Origin of the sequence: Paenibacillus taichungensis (assembly GCF_003287275.1) — a bacterium.
GTDB classification, from domain to species: domain Bacteria; phylum Bacillota; class Bacilli; order Paenibacillales; family Paenibacillaceae; genus Paenibacillus; species Paenibacillus taichungensis_A.
Genome location: NZ_QEVW01000001.1, coordinates 203,515 through 225,618 on the forward strand (window position 1 = coordinate 203,515; position 22,104 = coordinate 225,618).

Annotated in this window: 18 protein-coding genes; 17 read left to right on the plus strand and 1 reads right to left on the minus strand. The window is 47.3% G+C overall.

Going from position 1 to position 22,104, the window contains the following annotated elements; translation table 11 throughout:
* Positions 1–89: 89 nt before the first annotated feature.
* The 8 genes from DC345_RS01160 (at position 90) to DC345_RS01195 (ending at position 7,516) form a co-directional block, all read left to right on the plus strand.
* Complete coding sequence (locus DC345_RS01160) at positions 90–845, plus strand: ABC transporter ATP-binding protein (RefSeq protein WP_113051551.1); 756 nt, start codon at positions 90–92, stop codon at positions 843–845.
* A complete protein-coding gene (locus tag DC345_RS01165) occupies positions 842–2,767 on the plus strand; it encodes an ABC transporter permease (protein WP_113051552.1) in 1,926 nt (641 codons plus the stop codon). The genes DC345_RS01160 and DC345_RS01165 overlap by 4 nt, the downstream gene beginning before the upstream one ends.
* Before the next feature lie 204 nt (positions 2,768–2,971).
* Positions 2,972–3,454: a GNAT family N-acetyltransferase gene (locus tag DC345_RS01170; RefSeq protein WP_113051553.1), complete on the plus strand. Its 483-nt coding sequence runs from the start codon at positions 2,972–2,974 to the stop codon at positions 3,452–3,454.
* Between the two features lie 21 nt (positions 3,455–3,475).
* Positions 3,476–3,901 (plus strand): GNAT family N-acetyltransferase, encoded by a 426-nt coding sequence (locus DC345_RS01175; RefSeq protein ID WP_113051554.1) that lies wholly within the window; start codon positions 3,476–3,478, stop codon positions 3,899–3,901.
* A 38-nt stretch (positions 3,902–3,939) separates the two neighbouring features.
* A complete protein-coding gene (locus tag DC345_RS01180; RefSeq protein ID WP_076289992.1) occupies positions 3,940–4,377 on the plus strand; it encodes a GNAT family N-acetyltransferase in 438 nt (145 codons plus the stop codon).
* Positions 4,378–4,483: 106 nt separating this feature from the next.
* Complete coding sequence (locus DC345_RS01185) at positions 4,484–4,906, plus strand: hypothetical protein (protein WP_258530422.1); 423 nt, start codon at positions 4,484–4,486, stop codon at positions 4,904–4,906.
* Between the two features lie 187 nt (positions 4,907–5,093).
* Positions 5,094–6,314: an RtcB family protein gene (locus DC345_RS01190; protein ID WP_113051555.1), complete on the plus strand. Its 1,221-nt coding sequence runs from the start codon at positions 5,094–5,096 to the stop codon at positions 6,312–6,314.
* Between the two features lie 23 nt (positions 6,315–6,337).
* Positions 6,338–7,516 (plus strand): DUF4272 domain-containing protein, encoded by a 1,179-nt coding sequence (locus DC345_RS01195; protein ID WP_113051556.1) that lies wholly within the window; start codon positions 6,338–6,340, stop codon positions 7,514–7,516.
* 110 nt (positions 7,517–7,626) lie between these two features.
* Here the strand turns inward: DC345_RS01195 and DC345_RS01200 are convergent, their stop codons facing one another.
* Complete coding sequence (locus DC345_RS01200) at positions 7,627–8,664, minus strand: LacI family DNA-binding transcriptional regulator (protein WP_113051557.1); 1,038 nt, start codon at positions 8,662–8,664, stop codon at positions 7,627–7,629.
* A gap of 518 nt (positions 8,665–9,182) precedes the next feature.
* On the opposite strand from DC345_RS01200, the gene DC345_RS01205 reads away from it, so the two are divergent.
* The 9 genes from DC345_RS01205 to DC345_RS01245 all read left to right on the plus strand — a co-directional run bounded on the left by DC345_RS01205 (position 9,183) and on the right by DC345_RS01245 (position 22,074).
* On the plus strand, positions 9,183–10,559 hold the full coding sequence (locus DC345_RS01205; RefSeq protein ID WP_258530423.1) for an ABC transporter substrate-binding protein: 1,377 nt from the start codon (positions 9,183–9,185) through the stop codon (positions 10,557–10,559).
* 116 nt (positions 10,560–10,675) lie between these two features.
* A complete protein-coding gene (locus DC345_RS01210) occupies positions 10,676–13,603 on the plus strand; it encodes an extracellular solute-binding protein (protein ID WP_113051558.1) in 2,928 nt (975 codons plus the stop codon).
* Between the two features lie 75 nt (positions 13,604–13,678).
* Entirely contained in the window at positions 13,679–14,590 is a 912-nt protein-coding gene (locus DC345_RS01215) for a carbohydrate ABC transporter permease (protein WP_113051729.1), read from the plus strand.
* Between the two features lie 2 nt (positions 14,591–14,592).
* Entirely contained in the window at positions 14,593–15,456 is an 864-nt protein-coding gene (locus DC345_RS01220) for a carbohydrate ABC transporter permease (protein WP_064639582.1), read from the plus strand.
* A gap of 11 nt (positions 15,457–15,467) precedes the next feature.
* Entirely contained in the window at positions 15,468–16,934 is a 1,467-nt protein-coding gene (locus DC345_RS01225) for an NHL repeat-containing protein (protein WP_113051559.1), read from the plus strand.
* Complete coding sequence (locus tag DC345_RS01230; RefSeq protein WP_113051560.1) at positions 16,915–17,535, plus strand: YIP1 family protein; 621 nt, start codon at positions 16,915–16,917, stop codon at positions 17,533–17,535. The genes DC345_RS01225 and DC345_RS01230 overlap by 20 nt, the downstream gene beginning before the upstream one ends.
* Before the next feature lie 14 nt (positions 17,536–17,549).
* Positions 17,550–20,135, plus strand: a complete 2,586-nt coding sequence (locus tag DC345_RS01235; protein WP_113051561.1) for a DUF5696 domain-containing protein — start codon at positions 17,550–17,552, stop codon at positions 20,133–20,135.
* Positions 20,132–21,031, plus strand: a complete 900-nt coding sequence (locus DC345_RS01240; protein WP_113051562.1) for a carbohydrate ABC transporter permease — start codon at positions 20,132–20,134, stop codon at positions 21,029–21,031. The genes DC345_RS01235 and DC345_RS01240 overlap by 4 nt, the downstream gene beginning before the upstream one ends.
* Positions 21,032–21,117: 86 nt before the next feature.
* Positions 21,118–22,074 (plus strand): carbohydrate ABC transporter permease, encoded by a 957-nt coding sequence (locus DC345_RS01245; RefSeq protein ID WP_397333613.1) that lies wholly within the window; start codon positions 21,118–21,120, stop codon positions 22,072–22,074.
* The last annotated feature ends 30 nt before the right edge of the window (positions 22,075–22,104 follow it).

Sequence of the window (22,104 nt, forward strand, 5' to 3'; positions counted from 1 at the left end):
CATGCTTTTTGGTTTTGTTCGGTGAATCGCACGATAAATTGGAGCATCCCGCTTATGATAGAGATATACCAAAGAGGAGTGAGTGGGATATGTGGATACTGGAAGCCAAAAAAATTCATAAAGTCTATGGCAACAAACTAAATAAACAGGAAGTCCTTAAGGGGATTGATCTCGGGGTAAGTAAAGGCGAATTTGTAGGTATTATGGGGCCCTCGGGTTCGGGGAAAACGACACTGCTGAATGTTCTTTCTTCGATTGATCGGGTCAGCCAGGGCACGATCGACATTGAGGGGCAGGAGTTCACCGGCATGAAGGAGAAACAGCTTGCTGAATTCCGCAAACATCATCTCGGCTTTATTTTTCAGGATTATAATCTGCTGGATACCCTCACGGTGAAGGAAAATGTATTGCTGCCGCTCTCGATTACGAGTATTCCGAAGCATGAGGCACACCTGAAGTTCGAACAAATCGCCCGTGAACTGGGCATATATGAGTTGAAAGATAAATATCCGTCCGAGATTTCGGGTGGACAGAAGCAGCGGACGTCGGCTGCGCGTGCGTTTGTGCATGATCCGAGCATTATTTTCGCTGATGAGCCGACAGGTGCGCTCGATTCCAAATCGGCTTCGGACCTGCTTGGCAAATTAAGTGATATGAACAGCAAACATCAAGCTACGATTATTATGGTTACGCATGATCCGTTTGCCGCGAGTTATTGCAGCAGGGTGATTTTCATTCGGGACGGTCAGATTTACACTCAATTAAATAAAGGAGACGAGTCCCGGCAATCCTTCTTCAACGATATTATCAAAACTCAGGGCGTACTGGGTGGTGTGCAGCCATGAGTCTGAATTACATCATTTTTCGCAATCTGAAGAAAAACCTGAAGAATTATTATCTTTACGTCTTTGCCCTGATCTTTAGTGTGGCGCTTTATTTTTCCTTTGTGACATTGCAGTATGATCCCTCCATGAATGAGGTTGCTGATTCAACGAAAGGGGCTGCTGCGATCGGCGCATCATCGGTGTTACTGATTGTCATTGTGGGCATTTTTCTGCTCTACGCCAATACAATCTTTATCAAGCGGCGCAGTAAGGAGATTGGTTTGTTTCAGCTAATCGGACTGACGAAGGGGAGAATATTTGGCATCTTGAGTGCGGAAAATTGCATTCTCTACTTTGGTTCCATGGCAATAGGTATTGTTATCGGGTTTCTGGGTTCCAAGCTGATATTGATGATTTTGTTCAAAATTATTGGCGTTGAGGCCATCGCAGAGCTGTACTTTTCACCAATGGCCTTGCTGCAGACCGTGATTGTTTTTGCCGTTATGTACTTGCTCATCATGCTGATGAATTACACGTTTATCCGAGCTCAGAGCATCCTTTCGCTCTTTCGAGTGTCTTCCACAACGGAGCAGCAGGTACATAAGTTATCTGTGGGGCAGATTCTGATGGGTATCCTGGGTATTGCTCTGATCGGTTTTGGGTACGCTTTGTCTGCACGATTGTTCAGTGGTGAGGAAATGGATATGCAGAAGTTGATGTACACGATGATTCTGATTCTGTTCTCGGTCATTCTGGGGACGTATCTGTTCTATAAAGGTTCCGTCAGTTTTCTCTTTAATCTGATTCGCAAAAGTAAAAAAGGCTATCTCTCCATTAACGAGGTATTATCGTTATCCTCTATCATGTTTCGCATGAAGTCGAATGCTTTGCTGCTGACCATTATTACTACCGTATCGGCACTCGCCATAGGCATGTTATCGCTCAGTTACATTTCCTATTATTCGGCAGAGGCGCAAGCCAAGGAAAGTCTGCCAGAAGATTTTTCATTTGCCCAGGCTAATGTGAAAAATCGTTTTGTAGCCGAGCTGGATCACAAACAGATTCCATATGAAGAAAAGCACAGACAACCTTTGTATATTGAAATTGATGCAACCAAGGTGATGAATGATTCCCTGTCGGAGGATCGATTGTTCAGCAGTGTGTTAAGTGACAGCATGGTAGATAACATCGACCTGAAACCAGGTGAAGTGATTTTCATGGGGTATGGAAATGTGATCCAACAGTTAATTTCAATTCAGGAGAAAGGCCCCATTGTTCTGCATGGGTTGAAGCAAGCCATTGACCAGCAATTGATCGGAACCACGAAAAAGGGCGTGCTTCCCGTATACTATACCCAGGGTACGCCGGTGGCGGTTGTGGATGAATCGGTTTATGCGGAGCTTGCGAAGGATCTTGATCCGAAACTTCAAAAAGGGGGAGTGACCGATTATTACGGTGTGCACATTACAGATTCCGGGCAAGAAGAGAATGCATATGCCATTTTTGCAGATCTGAAATTGAAAGCCCCGAGCTTCTCCCAAATTGAATTCAGAAATAATCAACGTACCAGTATGGGCCTAATCATGTTCATTGTTGGTTTTCTGGGACTGACTTTCCTGATTACATCCGGATGTATCCTCTATTTCAAACAAATGAATGAGAGCGAAGAAGAGAAATCAAACTATACAATTCTGCGCAAACTTGGCTTCACGCAAGGTAATCTGTTACGCGGAATTCAGTTCAAGCAGTTGTTTAATTTCGGCATTCCCCTTGTCGTGGGACTAAGCCATAGTTATTTTGCCGTAAAATCAGGCTGGTTCTTCTTTGGAACGGAACTTGCCACACCAACTATAATTGTCATGATTGTGTATACGCTGTTGTATTCAATCTTCGGCCTGTTGTCCATATGGTATTACAAGCGAGTGATCAAGGAGTCATTGTAGATCAGAGGATGAGCAACAGAGGAATACAGTAAAGAATTCCGAAGAAGGGGTAACTGTATGATATACAGTCTGCCCTTTCTTTTTTTGTGAAAAAAGGAGGATGGCGTAAGGGTGGAGAAGTGTTGATGAAGGTACGGAGCAGGGTTTATAGACTACCGAAGTAAAGAACCCCTGCGAAATCTAACGGAAAGAGGAAGTACACTCATGTTATCAATTCATAAAGCAGAGTACCAACAAAAATCAACTTTGCGCAATCTGATGGAATTGTACAAATATGATTTTAGTGAGTTTGACCCGGAAGATGTTAACGAAAATGGGTTATATGAGTATGTGTACCTGGACCATTATTGGACAGAAGCGGGCAGACATCCTTTTTTGTTTCGGGTAGAAGGACAATTGGCCGGATTTGCACTGATTCGTGAAATCGAGAGTGAACAGGGAACGAACATATACGAAATGGCAGAGTTTTTTGTAATGAAAAAATACAGAAAGCTGGGAGTGGGTGCGCAAGCCGCCATTCATGTGTTCAATCTTTTTCCCGGAACATGGAAAGTAGCGGAGATGGAGACGAATGAGCCTGCTCAGGTTTTCTGGCGTAAGGTCATTGCACGCTATACCGATAATAAATACCAAGAGGTTAGGGAGCCTGACTGGGAAGGTCCTATTCAGATATTTAATACGAAATAATGACGAGAAGGGGAGAAGATGATGACCCAAATCAATATCAATCCAAGTAGTCCAGAGGATTCAGAATATGTTCGCCAGCAACTCATTGTATTTAATGCTGCGCATGTGAGCGAGGAGTTAAGGCATCGTTATGAAGAATTGAATTATAATATCAAAAATGAGGCAGGCGAGATTGTTGCAGGTGTGCTTAGTACACTTTGCTGGAACTGGCTGGAGGTTGATATTCTCTGGGTGGATTCAGAACAACGGCATCGGGGATATGGTTCTCAGTTGTTGCTTGAAGTTGAGCGAATTGCGCGAGAGAAATCTTGTGATTTTGTCATGTTGAATACATTCTCATATCAAGCACCGGAATTTTACAAGAAGCATGGCTACCAATTGATCACAACGATCGACAATGCACCGACCGGACACAGTCATTATTATTTTAAGAAGGACCTAACTTAAGCAATGTATGCGAAATAGGACAAATCAGGAGGATTATTATGGTTACCATTAAAGCAATCGAACTTGAGGATCTACCGGCGCTAAGTCAGTTATACAACGAATTGATGGGTACACCGACTAATGAACAACAGATGCAGAAGATGTTTCACTATATCCAGCAAAATGGACACTACCATGTACTCGGTGCATTTTACAATGGCGAACTGGCCGGATCAGTTATGGGTATTGAATGTATGGATCTGGCGGGTCAGTGCAATCCCTTCATGGTTGTGGAGAATGTGATTGTATCCGATCAGGTACGCAGACAGGGAATTGGTCAGAAGCTTATGCTTCAGATTGAGCACATTGCGAGAGATCTTGGATGTGAATACATGATTCTGGTGTCTGGTGATCAGCGTAAAGAGGCTCATATTTTTTATGAAAAGCTGGGCTTTAAAGATGAGAAAGTTCAGGGTTATCGGAAGCATTTTAATTAATCAATATAGTACGGGAAATGTCTAATCGGTAGGAGGACTACTTGAGGAGCAGGGCGAATAAGGCATAGTCTCGAAATAAATGAACTGATATGAGGGAGGCACTCTCGTGTTCAAAAAATGGGCTAATGTCTTGATGATTCTGAGTTTGGTATTCGCTGTATGTTCCCCAACATCCTATGCCGCTGCCAAGACGGTTAAAGTGACCGTGACGCTTGTCAGTACAGAACTGGTGGAGAACAATTCGGTTGGTAATGAATGGGCCATTGGGGCAAGTGTGAACGGCAAGAGCCTGGAGGAAGGTTCGTCGGTTACGTTGAACCTGAAACCTACAGATACGCTGAAATTGCAAGCAAATGCTGAAGAGCAGGACAAAATCCCTGATCTGGGAAGCAAAAGTATGAACGTTAAGGTTTCTTCCATTTCCAAATCAATCAACAAGACGCTATCGGTTGTCGTGACGGAGAACAGAGGCCGTTATTCGGGTAACACAGCAACGTGGGAGTTCAAGTTTAAGATCAGTAAGAAATAAAATAGGAACTGATCATGTAAAAGAGGGCCTGGCTCTCTTTTTTTTTACTTTATACGGATAACTTTGAACTGAAGGAATGTATAGTTTCGGGAAGGGTCTCTCTTTGGTAAAATAAAGAAAGTTATGGGCAGGGACGTATATATTTTATTAGAAGTTTTAATGAAGACAATAGGAGGTTAACCAAATCATGCGTATCATAGATAACATTAAAGTCTGGGGGGAGCCGCTGGAGAATGCGGTAAGTCAGGCGGTGACTTGCTCGCAGTATGGAGATGTACTGGGCGTGGCTCTAATGGCGGACCATCACAAAGGATATTCACAGCCTATCGGGGGCGTAGTTGCCTACCGGAACATGATCAGTCCGTCAGGAGTTGGATATGATATTGCCTGTGGAAACAAGGCTGTGCGCACCAACCTGATGTGGGATGATATCCGGGATCAGATTGCTGTCATTATGGATGAGATTAATTCAACCATATCCTTCGGCATAGGGCGTATCAATCCAACACCTGTTGAACATGAGTTGTTCGACGATGCCAGCTGGAGGCTGTTTGATTCGATTGAGCCTGGATTACAGCACAAGTTGAAGACACTCGCGCGCAACCAGCTCGGGACAGTAGGTAGTGGCAATCACTTTGTCGACATTTTTGTGGAACAGGCCACGGGTAAAGTATGGATTGCGAACCACTTTGGCAGCCGCGGATTTGGGCATAAGGTCGCCAGTGGTTTTCTGAATCTGGCTGCCGGACGTACATTTAGTGGCAAAGCGCCGGGAGAATCGATGGACCAACCACCAACACTGTTTGACCTCAAGAGTGAAATGGGTGATATGTATTGGGACGGGATGACTTTGGCAGGCCGTTATGCGTATGCAGGGCGCGATTATGTGATTGAGCAGGTGCTCGGCATTCTAGGGGCGAGCGCAGAGTATTCGGTTCATAACCATCATAACTTTGCCTGGAAAGAACAGCATATTGGCGAAGACGTGGTGGTGGTCCGTAAAGGAGCAACGCCGCTGGCACCGGGACAGCTCGGTTTTGTGGGCGGAAGCATGGGAGATATATCGGTGATCGTGGAAGGAATCCACAGCGAAGAGAATACCGAGTCTTTCCGCAGTACCGTACATGGTGCAGGTCGGATTATGAGCCGAACCCAAGCGGCAGGCAAAATGAATTATAAGCGGCGTATACGCATGGGTGGCGAGATCAGTGAGGAACAGATGCAAGCGGCGATTCGTGCCTATGGTGTGGAGCTTCGGGGTGCAGGAACGGATGAAAGTCCTTTTGTTTACAAGAAACTGCAGGATGTGCTGAATGCGCATGCTCATACCTTGAAAATAAACCATATTCTGCGTCCCGTAGGTGTCGCGATGGCCGGAGGTAATGAATTCGACCCGTATAAGGACTAATTGAAAAGTAGAAGGTGAACCTCATGAGAAATTGTGCGATATACAGCTCCCAGTTTGACCTGGACCAGCTGTTTGAAATGATTCAATCCATATACCCTCAGGATACAATTGAGCGTAAGGAAGACAAAACCCATATTCAAGTTACACGAAAGAAGTTATTTAGTAAGAAGACAAAGGGCTTCAATATCATGACGAGCCAGACCCACCCTGAAGAATTTACGGCAATGATTCAGGGGATGCTGGGGTTTCTGAGTCAGATTGAGGGAAAGAATGCTTCGCTACAGGAAAAGGTACTGATTAAATGCTCTACACTAAATATGGTTGTTGGGATCGAAACAGATGAGGACATTTCCGAAGAATTCTTTAATGAATTATTGCATTTGGCCGATGCCCTGGATGCAGTCATCTTCTGGGGAAGTGGCTCCTTGCTGAATGCGCAAGGTCAGCTGCTGCTGGATGTCAATGGAGAATCCGAAGTAGAGGATTACCAAGTGACAGCACATACCAGTTTTCTGGATGATGTCAGACCTCCGTCGGAATCTGCAATGCTGCGCAAAGAGCGTTCGGAGCAAATTCTAAAAGAGCAAGGAATCCCATTCAACGTCCATTTGCCCGCAAGAGCGGGAGATGAGCATACTACGATCCGCAGTGTGGAACAAGTCGCAGAGCGCGCGGTATCCCTCTGTATTGCAGCACTCAAGGGCGAGTGTCTGGGAGCGGGGGAGAGCGCAGAAGATACAGCAGCGCTGGTCCAGGAAGTGATCGACAAGTATGATGCAACTTCATTTTTCTCACCTGTAGAGAGAAGATTTGTGGAACAGCATGGGGCAGAGCATCAAGAGGTTATCTCCTTTTCATGGGGATACGAGGCTTATCATGTGATGTTATGGGCGTTAGGCTATGTCAAGGAATTTGGAGCTCCGGTAAATCTTTGTAACGTAGGACAAGATGTAGGATATTTGCAGCAATGTGACGATGTTGAAGCCTTTGTAGCCGGAGCACAGCTTCGCTCCAAAAGCGAGATTTTGGATGCAGCGGATCTAATCTACCGATACAACTGGGTGTGTGTAGACAGTCATGTGAAGGAACAAACACCTCCCGGAGGTCTGAATGGCGGAGTGGCCTACGAACGTCACCGTGCGCTGAACTGGCTGATCTGTTATCTGGATCAAGATTGGGATGATGTCCGGACAGATACGTAGAATGGACTTTTGACATCAACATTTTTTATATGGTATTCAAATTCAAATACCCCCAAGCCAGTCGAATACTGGTTATGGGGGTGTTTTGCTGTCTATGGGTACCTTATCTTTTATCCGCTATGTCTACCGTACTGTTCCCGAATCATCACATCAGCGAGAATCAGCTTTTTCTCTACGTTACTCTCCGGGTTCACAATTCGCCATAACATCTGGTCGACCGCACGCGCACCAAGCAGTTCCTTGTTCACATTAACTGTGGCGAGTACAGGGATATTATCATACACATTGTCGAAACCGGTGACTACACATTGATCGGGTACACTAATCCCTATGCTCTCCAGAGCCTCGATAGTGTATAACGCATAGAAGTCATTGGCACAGACAAAAACCTCAGGCAAATTCCCCTCATGAATGACCGAAGTGAACGTCTTGTGAAAATCATCCATATCCGGGCTGCTTAGTTCGGGAATCTGATTCATCTCCAATCCATGACCCATCAACACCGAAGTATAGGCGATCCATCGTTCATAGAAGCTGTGAGCATCACTGGTATTTCCAACAAACTGAAACCGTTTATATCCCTTGCGTAGAAGGTAGAGCATTATGTCACGCATGGAAGCAAAGTTGTCTGTGAAAATACTGTCACTGTGAAAGACGGGGTCCAGATGATCCACCATGACGACGGGAATGCCCAGACGCTTAATTTCAAGCAGGATAGGTGTCGAGATGGAACCAACCGTAATAATGCCCCGAATGGCATCCGGATTCAGCAATGTGAATAGTTGATCCGCAGAAGGCTCTGTCAGAGTAAGAATATTGATGCCTTTCTGATTCAGTCTGGATGATATCCCGTTAAAGACAGGCCCCCAATATACGGATTCCTGATTTTGATAACGAACATTAGGAAACAAAATCAAAATGGTGCCGCTCCACCGCGTGTTTTGTGGGTCCTGAAGTTCATTGCTGCTATACATATCAGCAGACAACATGCTGTTATCTTTGAAATATCCAAGTTTGCCAGCGGCCTTAAGAATAACGTCCCGTGTCTGCTCACTAACACCTGATTTTCCGGACAGTGCTCGTGAGACCGCAAATTTCGACAGACCTGTAAAATGTGCAATTTCCTGAATTGTTACCTTCGTCTTCATCATACCATCCTTACACTCGTAGTTCTGCCGTATTCCTTAATTGCGCAATAAATCTGCTTCTAGTATATCATGATGTATTTCTCTTAATCTAATAACGGTTGCAGAAGTGAAAATGTTAAGTCACATACATACATCGACGAAAATAGACCATAGTGATGAACATGTTGCAGAAGAAAAAGGTGAATTTTGAATTTTTTATTATCATTTTGTTATTTTTAAAAATAACAAATAATCAAAAATGTTTTCGTTTTAGATATCACAGCACTCAGAATGGTATTCGAATAATATGCTTTAAAATAAGGATTTGAAGCGATATACCAGCATTTTATCAGAATAATTAGAAAATGTTAACAATAAAAATGTTGACGCTTACATTATGCTATGTTAAATTTTGTTTGTTAAAACCAAACGGTGAAATAACAAATGGTGGTGGTCATCGAATTTCATTAGGAATATGGAAGTCAGGGAGTTATGCCGGGCCATGATTTGTATACACATTCGGGGAGGTTGTTAAAATCGTGACTAGAAAATGGAACGTTTTGCCGCTCATGTTATTGGTCGTAATGCTTTTTGTATCCGCTTGCAGTGGTGGGGGGACGGCTCAGCCGACTGATGATGCACCAGCGAACTCGGGCAATAGCACGGGAACCGTCGAGACAGATAAAGAAGGCGGAACAGAAGAAGTGGCAGTTGATGTACCTGATTTGGGTGGACGTGTCATCAAGGTTGCGGCCTGGTGGGATCTGAAGCCAGCGGGGGAGACCGCATCGGATAAGGCTAGACTGGATAAAATCGCTGAAGTCGAGAAGAAATACAACGTGAAAATTGAGTTTGTAAACGTGCCATTCGAAGAATACATGAACAAATTTACCACGACAGCGCTGGCTGGCGAACCGTTCGCAGACATCGTTCAGATGGAGTATAAATCCGCATTACCCGCTATCCTCAAAGGGCAACTGCTTCCGATCTCCGAATTCACCACAGCTGAGAATAACATCAACCAAGAGGCAAACCTGATTGCAAAATACCCTGCCATCGCAGGCAACTACTACGCATTTGAATCTCCAACCAGCATCGGTCTGGGACTTCACTATAACCGTGACTTGTTCAAGAAGCTGTCGTTACCTGATCCTCAGGAGCTTTATAACAAAGGCGAATGGGATTGGGATAAATTCATGGAACTCGCGAAACAGGCGACAAAAGATACGGATAACGACGGGAAAATTGACGTATACGGGTTCTCCGGCTGGGCTATTGACGTGCTTCGTCACTTTACTGCAGCCAATGGCGGCACGATCGTAGATGACGAACACTCAAAAGAAGGATTATCCGATCCGAAAACGATTGAAGCTGCCGAATTCGTCAAACGCCTGTATAACGTGGAGAATGTTGTGAAAGTCAAAACAGGTGACAAAACAAACTGGGAGGAAAGCAACACATTCAAGGATGGAGATGTGGCCTTGTTCACTGCTGCCGAATGGCAGTTGGGTGATATCACCTTTGCTGCTGGAGTTGTACCAATTCCGAACGGCCCTCAGGGCAACAAGGATGTAACATATGCCAACAACGCTGCCTCAGCAAAATTCATTCCAAAAGGTGTGGAAGATCCTAAAATCGTATACCAAATCTACGAAGAAACCTTCGACATTCCGCAGATTGAAGAGTACCCAGGTCAGGATTACCTGGAAAGCCGTTATACCGATGAGAAGGACATCGCCATGATACGCGAGCATATCGCGGGAACGGGTCGCATCCTGCTGGATGATGCCTACGCAGGCTATCCAATCGGTGACTATGTAAACGACATTATCAAAAACAACGCTTCCGTTACAGCAACAGCCGAGAAGTATAAAGCGCAGGCACAAGCGGCAGTTGATAAGCTTGGCAAACCATAATACCAGCATGATTCAGACAGGGGTGCCTCGTGTCCGGGCTCATGCACGGGTACCTCTTTTCCTGTATTACCAATTAGGCATTACTGGCATCAGCCTTGATGAGGAGGGCTCGTAGGATGGCTGGAATTCTACAACGAAAGAAATGGATCCTGCCCATAGTCATTGCAGCAGCGGCAGCCTGCGTCATACTTTTGCTTACTTCCGGTGCAGGGGTAAAGAGTGCAGTTGTGCCTTCTGGCAGTTTGCCTGCCATTGAGGTGGATGCCATCTTGCAGCAGACGAGGCAGAAGAATGGATATGAACAATATCTGTCCCAAGCAGGTGAGGCCTCAAGACCGAATGTGGATATGACCATCGAAGCAGGAGACTACATACGGGCAGAGGGTGAAGAGGTACGCAAGCTGAATGATTATGAGGGCAAGCCGGGTGTATCGCTGCATACCGGGGAGACAGGCGGGATCGACTGGATAGTTGACGTGCCGGAAACCGGGATTTACAACCTCTCTGCTGTCTATTTTCCCGTAGAAGGCAAGAGTTCGGCCATTGAGCGTGCATTGTACATTGACGGTGAACTTCCGTTTGCGGAAGCCGCCTATTTGCAGTTTGACCGCGTATGGGGCAATGAGAAACAAGCTGTTGAACAGGATAATCAGGGCAATGATCTTCGTCCGAAACAAGTGGAGAAGCCCCGCTGGATGGAGGAAACATTTCAGGACTCGGACGGGTATGAACAGGCTCCATTTAAGTTCTATCTGGAAAAGGGGAGGCACACGTTAACGCTAAAATCCTCTCGCGAACCCATGGTCATTCGATCCATACGGCTATTCAATGAGAAGCCAGCCGTTCCTTATGCGGAAACCGCAGGTTCCAGGCAGACGGATTCTTCCGGTCAGCCTAAGGATGTGCTTATCCGAATTGAAGGGGAAGCGGCTGTTGCCAAATCTTCACCTACGTTATATCCAACCAGTGAAAGATCAAGTTCAGCTGTAGCTCCGTACAGCGCTTCCCAGGTGCGTATTAATACGATTGGTGGTTTTAACTGGCGTCTGCCAGGACAGTGGATCGAATGGGAAGTGGATGTGCCGGAGAGTGGACTTTATCATATCGGTTTTACCACTCAGCAAAATTTTGTAAAAGGCATCTATTCCACGCGCAAGCTGACCATCGATGGCGAGATTCCTTTTGCGGAGATGACGAAGGTGCCATTCCGTTACCAAAGCGACTATCGCATTGATGTGCTGGGCGGTGAGGAAGCTTACAAGTTTCAGTTGGATAAAGGCAAACATGTCATTCGGCTGGAGAACAGTCTAGGAGATTTCGCGCCACTTATTCGCAATGTGGAGGACAGCTTGTACAACCTGAACTCCATGTACCGGAGAATTCTGATGATTACAGGCACCAAACCGGATGAATTTCGGGATTATCGGGTGGAGAAGCAGATTCCGAATCTGCTGGAGGTATTTAGCGGAGAAAGCAAGCGTCTGAAGGAAGTGGCAGGGCAACTTCGTCTTCTGTCAGGCCAGTCCAGCGATCAGGAAGCATTGATCAAAACGATGGCCCAACAGCTGGATGAGATGATCGACAAGCCGGATACCATTCCAAGAAGACTTGCCGCATACAAAACGAACACAGGCGGGCTGGGAACTTGGGTACAGCAGGCTCGTGAGCAACCTCTTGAGATTGATGCACTCTATGTAGCTTCATTAGACAGCAGCATTCCCGGAACGGGTATGGGTCCATTGGCGAAGCTTGGTCATGAAGCGAAGACATTCTATCATTCGTTCTTCATTGATTATAACCAGATCGGGAACGTAGCCACATCAGAGGATCAGCGCACGGTGACGGTCTGGATCGGCAGTGGTCGTGATCAGGCGAACACGATGAAAGCGATGATTGATGAGACATTCACACCGGAGAGCGGCATTAACGTCAATCTGAAGCTGGTTAACATGGGTACGCTGTTGCCAGCCACTTTATCGGGTGAAGGACCGGATGTAGCGATGCAGATCGGCAATGATCTGCCTGTGAATTTTGCGATGCGGAACTCGGCGGTGGATCTCACCCAGTTCAGTGACTATACCACGGTAGAACAGGAGTTTAGAGACAGTGCCATCGTACCGTACGCCTATGATTCAGGCGTGTACGCTTTGCCGGAGACACAGACCTTTAATATGTTGTTTTACCGAAAAGATGTACTTGCAGAGTTGGGGCTAGAAGTTCCTCAAACGTGGGATGATGTTGAGAGCCTGCTGGCGATTCTGAGCAAAAACCATATGGAATTTGGCATGCCGGTGGTGGCCCAGGCCAACATGCAGGGTGTGAACATTCCGCCTAACTCGCAGTATGCCACGATGCTGCTCCAGAATGGAGGCTCCTTCTATCGCAATGACGGTAAGGAATCGGATCTGGATTCGCGCATCGGGATTGAGACATTTAAGAAGTGGACAGAGTTTTATACCGATTACAAGCTGGAGCGGGAGTATGACTTTGCCAACCGTTTCCGGACAGGACAGATGCCGATTGGTCTGACGGATTACACGATGTATAACCAGTTGTCCGTATTTGCACCGGAGATCCGTGGATTATGGGGTTTTGTACCGGTTCCGGGGACGGTGCAGCCGGATGGAACATTGAATCGGGACGTTCCGGGTGGCGGCAGTGCGGTCATGATGCTGGAGAGTGCCAAGGATCAGGACGCCGCGTGGGAGTTTATGAAATGGTGGACCAGTACACCGGTTCAGGCTGAGTTTGGCCGCGAAATGGAAGGGTTAATGGGCGCAGCTGCGCGTTATCCGACGGCCAACATCAAGGCGCTGGATTCACTTCCGTGGCCTGCTGAGGATTATGCGAATCTGAAAGCACAATTCGAGACGGTAAAGGGAATTCCCGAAGTACCTGGTGGTTATTTTACCGGACGCCATCTGTTCAATGCATTTTACAAGACGGTTGTTGGCCAAGTAGAAGCCAGGGAATCCATCATGGATTACACCCAGTATATTCAGGACGAGATTCGAGTCAAGCGTAATGAATTTGGTCTTCCGTAAGCAGAGGGAGGGTTAACAGTGTCACAAATATCACTCCGAGACGGACAAAACAGTCCTCCTGAGAAAACACCAGGCATGGGCATGAAATCATGGTGGTCCTGGAAGCTCAAGGAAATGAAGGCCAGCAAACATTCCTATGTACTGCTAGCTCCTTATATGATCCTATTCATCATGTTCACTGTGATTCCTGTGGTCATCTCCATCATACTCAGCTTCACCTATTTCAACATGCTGGAGTTTCCGCGTTTTATTGGCTGGCAGAACTATACCCGACTGTTTCTGGAGGATGACGTATTTCTGATTGCCATCAAAAATACGTTGCTGTTTGCCATTATTACCGGACCTATCAGCTATATTGCCTGTTTCGTATTTGCGTGGATCATTAATGAATTAACACCCAAATGGAGAGCATTCATGACGCTGATCTTCTATGCGCCATCCATTTCGGGGAATGTCTACTTTATCTGGCTGATGATATTCTCGGGGGATCGCTACGGTATAGCCAATGGACTGCTGATCAAATGGGGATTTCTGTTGGAGCCAATCCAGTGGTTGAAGACAGAAGCCTACATTATGCCCATCCTTATTCTGGTGCAATTGTGGCTGAGTCTTGGCACCGGCTTTCTGGCGTTTATCGCCGGTTTGCAGACCGTAGACCGGACGTTATATGAGGCAGGTGCGGTGGACGGAATCAAGAATCGCTGGCAGGAGCTCTGGTTTATTACGCTGCCTTCAATGCGTCCGCAATTGATGTTCGGTGCGGTCATTCAACTTACGACCTCATTTGCGGTGGCTGATGTATCCATTGCACTGGCGGGGTTCCCAAGTGTGAACTATGCGGCGGAGACGGTGGTGACCCATTTGATCGACTTTGGTACAACGCGGTTTGAGATGGGATACGCCTCGGCGATTGCAACCGTGCTGTTCATGATTATGGTGGGCACCAACCTGCTGGTGCAGAAACTGCTTCGAAGGGTGGGGGAATAGCTATGGCTGCAATTGCAACAGGCAAAAAGCGGGTAAACCGCTCTTTATCGGGCAGCATCTCCCTGTTTGCCCTTCTGCTCGTATTTGGTGCTTTCATGGTGCTGCCGCTGATCTATGCGATCAACAATGCGTTCAAACCGCTGGATGAGATTTTTACTTTTCCACCAACACTATTTGTCAAAAATCCAACGTTCAGCAATTTCACGGATCTGTTAAATCTGCTGAGTGACTCATGGGTTCCGTTCTCGAGATATATATTCAACACGGTATTTATTACAGGCATTGGCATCGTGGGCCATGTGCTGCTCGCTTCGGCAGCGGCGTACCCACTCGCCAAGCACAAATTTCCGGGCAAAGTGTTTATGTTCCAGGTTGTTGTGCTTTCCCTGATGTTCACGCCTGCCGTGACAGCCATTCCCAACTATATGATCATGTCATGGCTGGGCTGGATTGATACGTATTGGGCCGTCATTATTCCGGCTTTTGCCTATTCATTGGGTCTGTATCTGATGAAACAGTTCATGGAGCAGATCCCGGATGCATTGCTGGAAGCAGCCAAAATTGACGGTGCCAGTGAATACCGGATTTTCTGGTCCATTGTCATGCCCAATGTAAAGCCAGCCTGGCTCACATTGATCATTCTGCTGTTCCAGATGCTGTGGGGCAGTGATGGCAATGGATACATTTACAGTGAACAGCTCAAGACCTTGCACTATGCGGCGGGGCAGATCATTCAGGGCGGGATATCCCGGGCCGGGGCAGGTGCTGCGGTAGCACTTATTTTGATGAGTGTGCCCATTACGCTGTTCATTTTCTCCCAGAGCCGCATCATTGAGACGATGGCTAGCTCGGGCATGAAGGAATAAGGGGGAACGATATGGCACGCACAGTGAAAAGATGGCTTGTTCTCCTGGCGGCAGTATCGCTGCTGCTGGTGAATGCCGTGCCTGCGGCGGCCTCCCCGGCGCCGTATGAGAGCTATAACTACAACTACTGGAAAGAGGCTGTTCCTTCACCGGATGCCTATCTGCCCATGCGAACCATCTCGGGCAGCGACCTGGGCATTGGCGAATTCAAAGACCCCGGTGATGTAAACGTCTCTCCCTCCGGACAGATTTATATTTTGGATAGCGGCAACAGCCGAATTGTTGTGCTGGACGCGGATTATAAGCTGCTGCGGGTGATTGAAGGATTTGAGAATGACGGCAGCAAGGAGAGTTTTAATACGCCAGGTGGATTATTCGTGGATGAAGAGGAGCGAGTATATATCGCTGATACGGGGAACAGCCGAGTCGTTGTGCTGGATGCGGAAGGTCAGCTTGTCCATACCATTACGAAGCCAGAGTCTGATATCCTCGCGACCAATTTTCAGTTCCAACCGCTGAAATTGACTGTGGATCGGGTAGGCCGGGTGTATGTGGTGGCTCAGGGTGTCTACGAAGGAATTATGCAGTTTGACGAGCACGGTCAGTTCATTGGATACGTTGGTACGAACAAGGTGGAACGCGACTACGGCGAATATATCTGGCGTATGCTCTCAACCAAAGCCCAGCGGGCGCAAATGGTTTTGTTTGTACCGACCGAGTTTTCCAATGTCGATATCGACGCCAAAGGGTTCGTATATGCGACCAATATCGACCCGGGTTCCAGCGAACCGATTAAACGTCTCAATCCATCCGGTGAGGATGTGCTGAAGAGATTTGGTTATTTTGAAGTCAAAGGAGATATCCGATTCCGTAATAACCCGGGTCCGTCCAAGCTGATTGATGTGAAGGTACTTGGCAACGGTATGTACAGTGTGCTGGATGCGACGCAGAACCGGGTGTTTACTTACGATGATGAAGGTCATCTGCTCTACGTATATGGAGGCAAAGGAAATCAGGTGGGAACGCTCAAAACACCAGTCGCCATGGAACAGTCCGGGGAACATCAATTAGTGCTGGATCGGGGGAAAAGCAATCTGGTTATCTATGAGCCAACACGGTTTGGAGCCAGCGTGAATGAGGCGGTTGCCCTTCATTATCAGGGTGAGGATACAGAGGCTGTTCATATCTGGAAAGAAGTGCTGAAGCTTAACGCCAATTATGATATCGCCTATATCGGTATCGGCAAGTCCTTACTGATGGAGAAGAAAAACGAGGAAGCTCTGGGTTACTTCGAACTGGGCATGGATCGCAAAAGTTATTCTGTCGCGTTCAAAAGATATCGGCGAGAGATGATGAAGGAACATTTCGGCACCTTTCTGACGCTTGCCATCGCACTGATTTTCATTCTGATCCTGGTCCGAGTGGCGGTTAAATGGAGACGGAGGAGGCAGATTGACCGTGAAGCAGGATTACATTAAGTTTCCGCTGCATCTCATTTTTCACCCCATTGATGCATTCTGGGATATCAAGTCGGATCAGCGGGGAAGGTTGACCGTTGCTTTTGGAGCACTGGCGCTTACCATTATCATGATGATTTTGCAAAAACAATACGCGGGGTTTCTCGTCAATTACATCGACCCTCGCACAATCAACAGCATAGGGGAGATAGCAACGGTTGCAGTGCCATTCTTTCTTTGGTGCATAGCCAATTGGGCGGTAACCACCCTGATGGAAGGTGAAGGAAAGTTCAGGGAGATTTTTCTGGCAACAGGATACTCGCTTATTCCAATTATTTTGATCTATGTCCCGATGATTATCATCAGCCGGTTTATGGTACAGGAAGAGACGGCTTTTTATTATTTGTTTAATAGCATCGCGTTCTTCTGGTTCCTGCTGCTGCTCTTCATTGGCACGATGACGGTACACCAGTACACCGTGATCAAAACGATCCTGACGATGCTGCTGACGGTAATTGTCATGGGCATAATCGTGTTCCTCGGAGCATTGGTGTTCAGCATGTTGCAGCAGTTATATGAATTCGGTTACAACATCTACCGTGAGTTGATTTTTCGGACCTAAAGGAGGCGGCATCCGTGAACAAAAGGCAACGAATATATACGGTGCTGGCCAGTGGTGCTGCTGTGATCCTGCTTACAGCCGGACTGCTGTATATCAATAACAGGGGAGTTCCAGCCGTGGAGGCAACGGCTTATCTTGAAGCAACAACAGAGGCTGTACCAACCGAGACGGAGTTATTGCAATTTCTCACCGATTCTTCAGAGGGTGTGACGGGTATGCGACTGGTCGCCGAAGACCAAGGACTGGCGCTGTATTACAACGAGGAAACGACGGAAATTGCCGTTCGTGATGGAGCGAGTGGACAGATCTGGTACAGCAATCCGAACGAACGTAATCAGGATAGCCTGGCTTCCGGTTATGAAAAGGAGGTTCTGTCTTCCCAACTCAACGTGTCATTTCGGGATGCGATCGGTACACTGGAGAACTTTCCGAACTTTAGTTCCAGTATCAGCAACAAACAGTTCACAGCTGCCAATGTGGATCAGGGCATTCGCGTTACATACACGCTTGGGGATACCTCGCTCGGCATTGATGCTCTGCCCAAAATGATCAGCAAACAGCGTCTGGAGGAGAAGGTCCTTTCGAAATTAGATGCCACAGTAGCAAGATATACATCGGCTCGATATTATCCAACCCAAAACAATCCTGATGTGCTGGAACGGTTGGATGGACAGATATCAAAGCAGCTTGTGCTGAACAAGATGCTGGATGCCTTTGAGACGGCGGGTTACACCGCTGACGATCTTGCTTTTGACAATGAGGAGAATGGAGTCGAAGGCGGAGGTACATCAGATAAACCAAGCTTTGTCATTCCAGTGGAATATCGGTTGGATCAAGGATCGCTGGTTGTAACTGTACCGCTAAGTCAGGTGAAAGAGAGCGGTCAATACCGTATTCGTAATATCGATCTGCTCGCTTATTTTGGTGCCGCGGATACGAAAGGTGAAGGTTATATGTTTGTACCTGACGGTTCAGGCAGTCTGATCCATTTGAATAACGGAAAGGTCAAAGAGGAGCAGTACGTACAGCGTGTGTACGGTGCAGATCCGAATGACAATTCACTCAGTCGCCCGCAGGTCAGTGAATCTGTCCATATGCCTGTCTTTGGTCTGAAGAACGGTGAACATGCCTGGTTTGCCGTGATTGAAAAAGGGGATGGCATGGCCAGTATCTCTGCGGATATTGGAGGAAGGCAAAATAGCTACAACCACGTCTACGGTACGTTCTCCCTGCGGGGTGAGGATGAGCTGGAGATGTATACCTCGCAAAAGATGCAGGAGATTCAGCTACTAAGCGAGGAACCATTCCGCGGGGATATTCAGGTGCGATACCATTTTCTCAACGGCAAGGATGCCAGCTATTCCGGTATGGCCCGCTTGTATCAGCAGCAATTGGTTGGGCAGAACGTACTGAAACCGCTGGAAGACGAGTCGGTCTTACCTTTTTACGTGGATGTGTTAGGTGCAGTGGACAAAAAAGCTTCATTCCTGGGTGTACCTTATCGGACCACATTGGCTATGACGACATATGAACAAGCGGCTGAAATGGCTGCGAAGCTGCAGCAGGAGGGTGTGAACCGTGTGCAAATGCGGTATCAGGGATGGTTTGGCGGAGGTTTCAGTCACCATACACCCACACAGGTTAAACTGGACAGTGAAGTGGGCAGTCGTTCCGAGTTGCATGATCTGTCTGAACAACTGAAGCATTCCGGTGGAGCATTGTTCCCTGATGTGGCGTTTCAGCGCATATACCACGACGATTGGAACTTTGCGCCATCCTCTGATGCGGCGCGTTTTGTCACCAAGGAAACCGCTGAACTGTATCCATACAGTCCTGCCCTCAACCGGATGGATCTGAGCAAAGACAGTTATTATCTGTTGTCAGCCGCCAAGCTGCCGTATGTGGTGAGCGAGTTTGCAGGGAAAATCAACAGACTGGAACTCAGCGCATTATCGCTGCGTGATCTCGGGCAGGTATTGAGCTCGGATTATCGGGATAGTCGTGTTATCCACCGAGAAACCGCGAAGAACATCGTGAAGGAGCAGCTGGGCAAACTGCAGCAGGAATATCCAAACATGATGCTATCATCCGCTAATGCTTATGCGTGGGGATATACGCAGCATATTGTTAATGCTCCCTCAGGCTCCAGCCGGTTCAACATTACCGATGAGGAAGTTCCTTTTTATGAAATGGTCATTCATGGATATATGGACTACGCTGCTTCCGCAATGAATACGTCAGGGAATCAGGATCTGCGCAAACAGCTGCTCCGCAGTCTGGAGCTGGGCTCCGCTCCGCAGTTTCAATGGACGTATGAACCATCATCCAAGCTGAAGCTGACCAATTATGATTCGGCTTATGCCACTGACTTTGCATATTGGGTAGATGAGGCAGCCGCATTATACAAGGAAGCGAATGAAGTATTAGGTCAATTGAGGAACCATCCAATAACCGGGCATGAACGAATTCAGGATGGAGTTGTGCGTGTCACATATAGTGGCGGTGCAACGATTTTGGTGAATTACACGGATGATCCTGTAACGATTGATGGAATTACCGTTGGCGGGGCGAACTATGCCGTGGAAGGAGTGAACCGATGAGAACCCTTCGTTTATCGCTGAAATCACGGAGAGCGCTGCTTGGACTTGCATTTATTTCGCCATGGCTGATTGGTTTCATCTTCCTGTTCGCCACGCCGCTGCTGCAATCGATCCGATTCAGTTTGAGCAATCTGTCGGTTGCCCCGGGAGGATATGTACTGGATTTTGTCGGGCTCAAAAATTTCAAGGATGCCATCCTGGTCGATGCCACATTTAACCGGATCTTGGTGGATTCGGTCGGAGCGATGCTGCTGAATGTGCCGATGATTTTATTCTTCAGTTTATTTACGGCGACACTGCTTAACCAGAAATTCAAAGGCAGAACGATGGCGCGTGCGATCTTCTTCCTTCCAGTCATACTGGCCTCCAGTGCGGTGGCAGCAGCCGAGTCCGCAGGGTTGATCAATCTGATGGGGGACGCCAGTGCGGTTGAATCGTCTACCGAAGGGGGAGCCTCGTTCAACGTCATTTCCATTGTGCGAATGTTAAATGATGTGGGATTGCCCATGGCATATGTCGATTACATCGTGGAAGCCATTATGCGCATTTACGATATTGTCAGCAGCTCCGGCGTACAGATTCTGATCTTCCTCGCTGCGCTGCAATCGGTACCCGGCTCGATGTATGAAGTGGCCAAAATTGAAGGTGCAACGGCATATGAATCATTTTGGAAAATTACGTTTCCGATGGTGAGTCCATTGATCCTGACGAATGTCATCTATACGATTATTGATTCTTTTGCGGGCAGCCCGGTGACGGAGGCCATTTATCAGACGGCGTTCAAAACACAGAACTTTGGTCTGAGCTCAGCCATGTCCTGGCTGTACACGCTGGTCATCGGCCTGGTATTAGTTGTTGTTGGATGGGTACTGTCACGACGAGTTCATTACAACTGAAAACTAACGAACGTTGAAGGAGGCATGAGACTATGGCTGTGTCGGGAACGGATCGCATGGTGGTGGTTCCGAAAGAGAACTACCGTATGCAGAAGGTACGAAACAAGACATCGGACCTCCTGTATTCCATATTCAGATATGCACTGGTTATTGGTATTTCATTTATTATTTTGTATCCGTTGTTTCTTAAAATCTCGGTTGCATTCAAGGATAAACAGGATATTTATAATCCGACCATCTATATGATTCCTCAGCATTTTACGCTGGATAATATCAAGCTTGCGGCGCAGGTGATGGATTATTTGCCTTTGCTGGCGAATACGCTGCTGTTCGTCACGATTACAACGCTGCTCACAGCGATATCCTGTGCATTAGCCGGGTACGGCTTCGCCCGTTTTTCTTTTCCCGGCAGCAATGTGCTGTTTGTGTTGGTCATCCTCACCATTCTGGTGCCGACCAGCACCCTGATGGTGCCGATGTATCTGCATTTCCGCAACTTTGACTTCCTCGGCATGATTCGGCTGTTCACGGGACGAGAGGGGATTAACCTGCTGAATACATACTGGCCGTCCATGATTACTGCGGCTACGGCTGGTGGACTGAAGGCAGGGCTGTTCATTTATATTTTCCGCCAGTTCTTCAAGGGCATGCCCAAGGAAATTGAAGAAGCTGCGCTGATTGATGGAGCAGGCGGGTTTCGGACATTTGCCCGAATCATGCTGCCTAACGCCATTTCACCGCTGATCACGGTCATTCTGTTCTCCTTTGTCTGGCAGTACAACGATACGTTCTATTCCGCGCTATTCATGAGTGAAAGCCCGCTCATCTCGCTGAAGGTGGCTTCATTGCCTGCCCAGGCGAACCAGCTAATTCCCCAGTTGATGGGTTTTGGCTCGAACTCGGGCATGAAGGCAGACCCCAATTATGTTGCCATGATCGTGGATACAGGCATTCTGCTGGCGATTGCACCGCTCATTATTTTGTATTTGTTTGTACAGCGCTATTTCGTGGAGAGTATTGAACGTTCAGGTGTAGTTGGTTAACCGGGCTTGGAGTAGTCGTATAGGATGCGT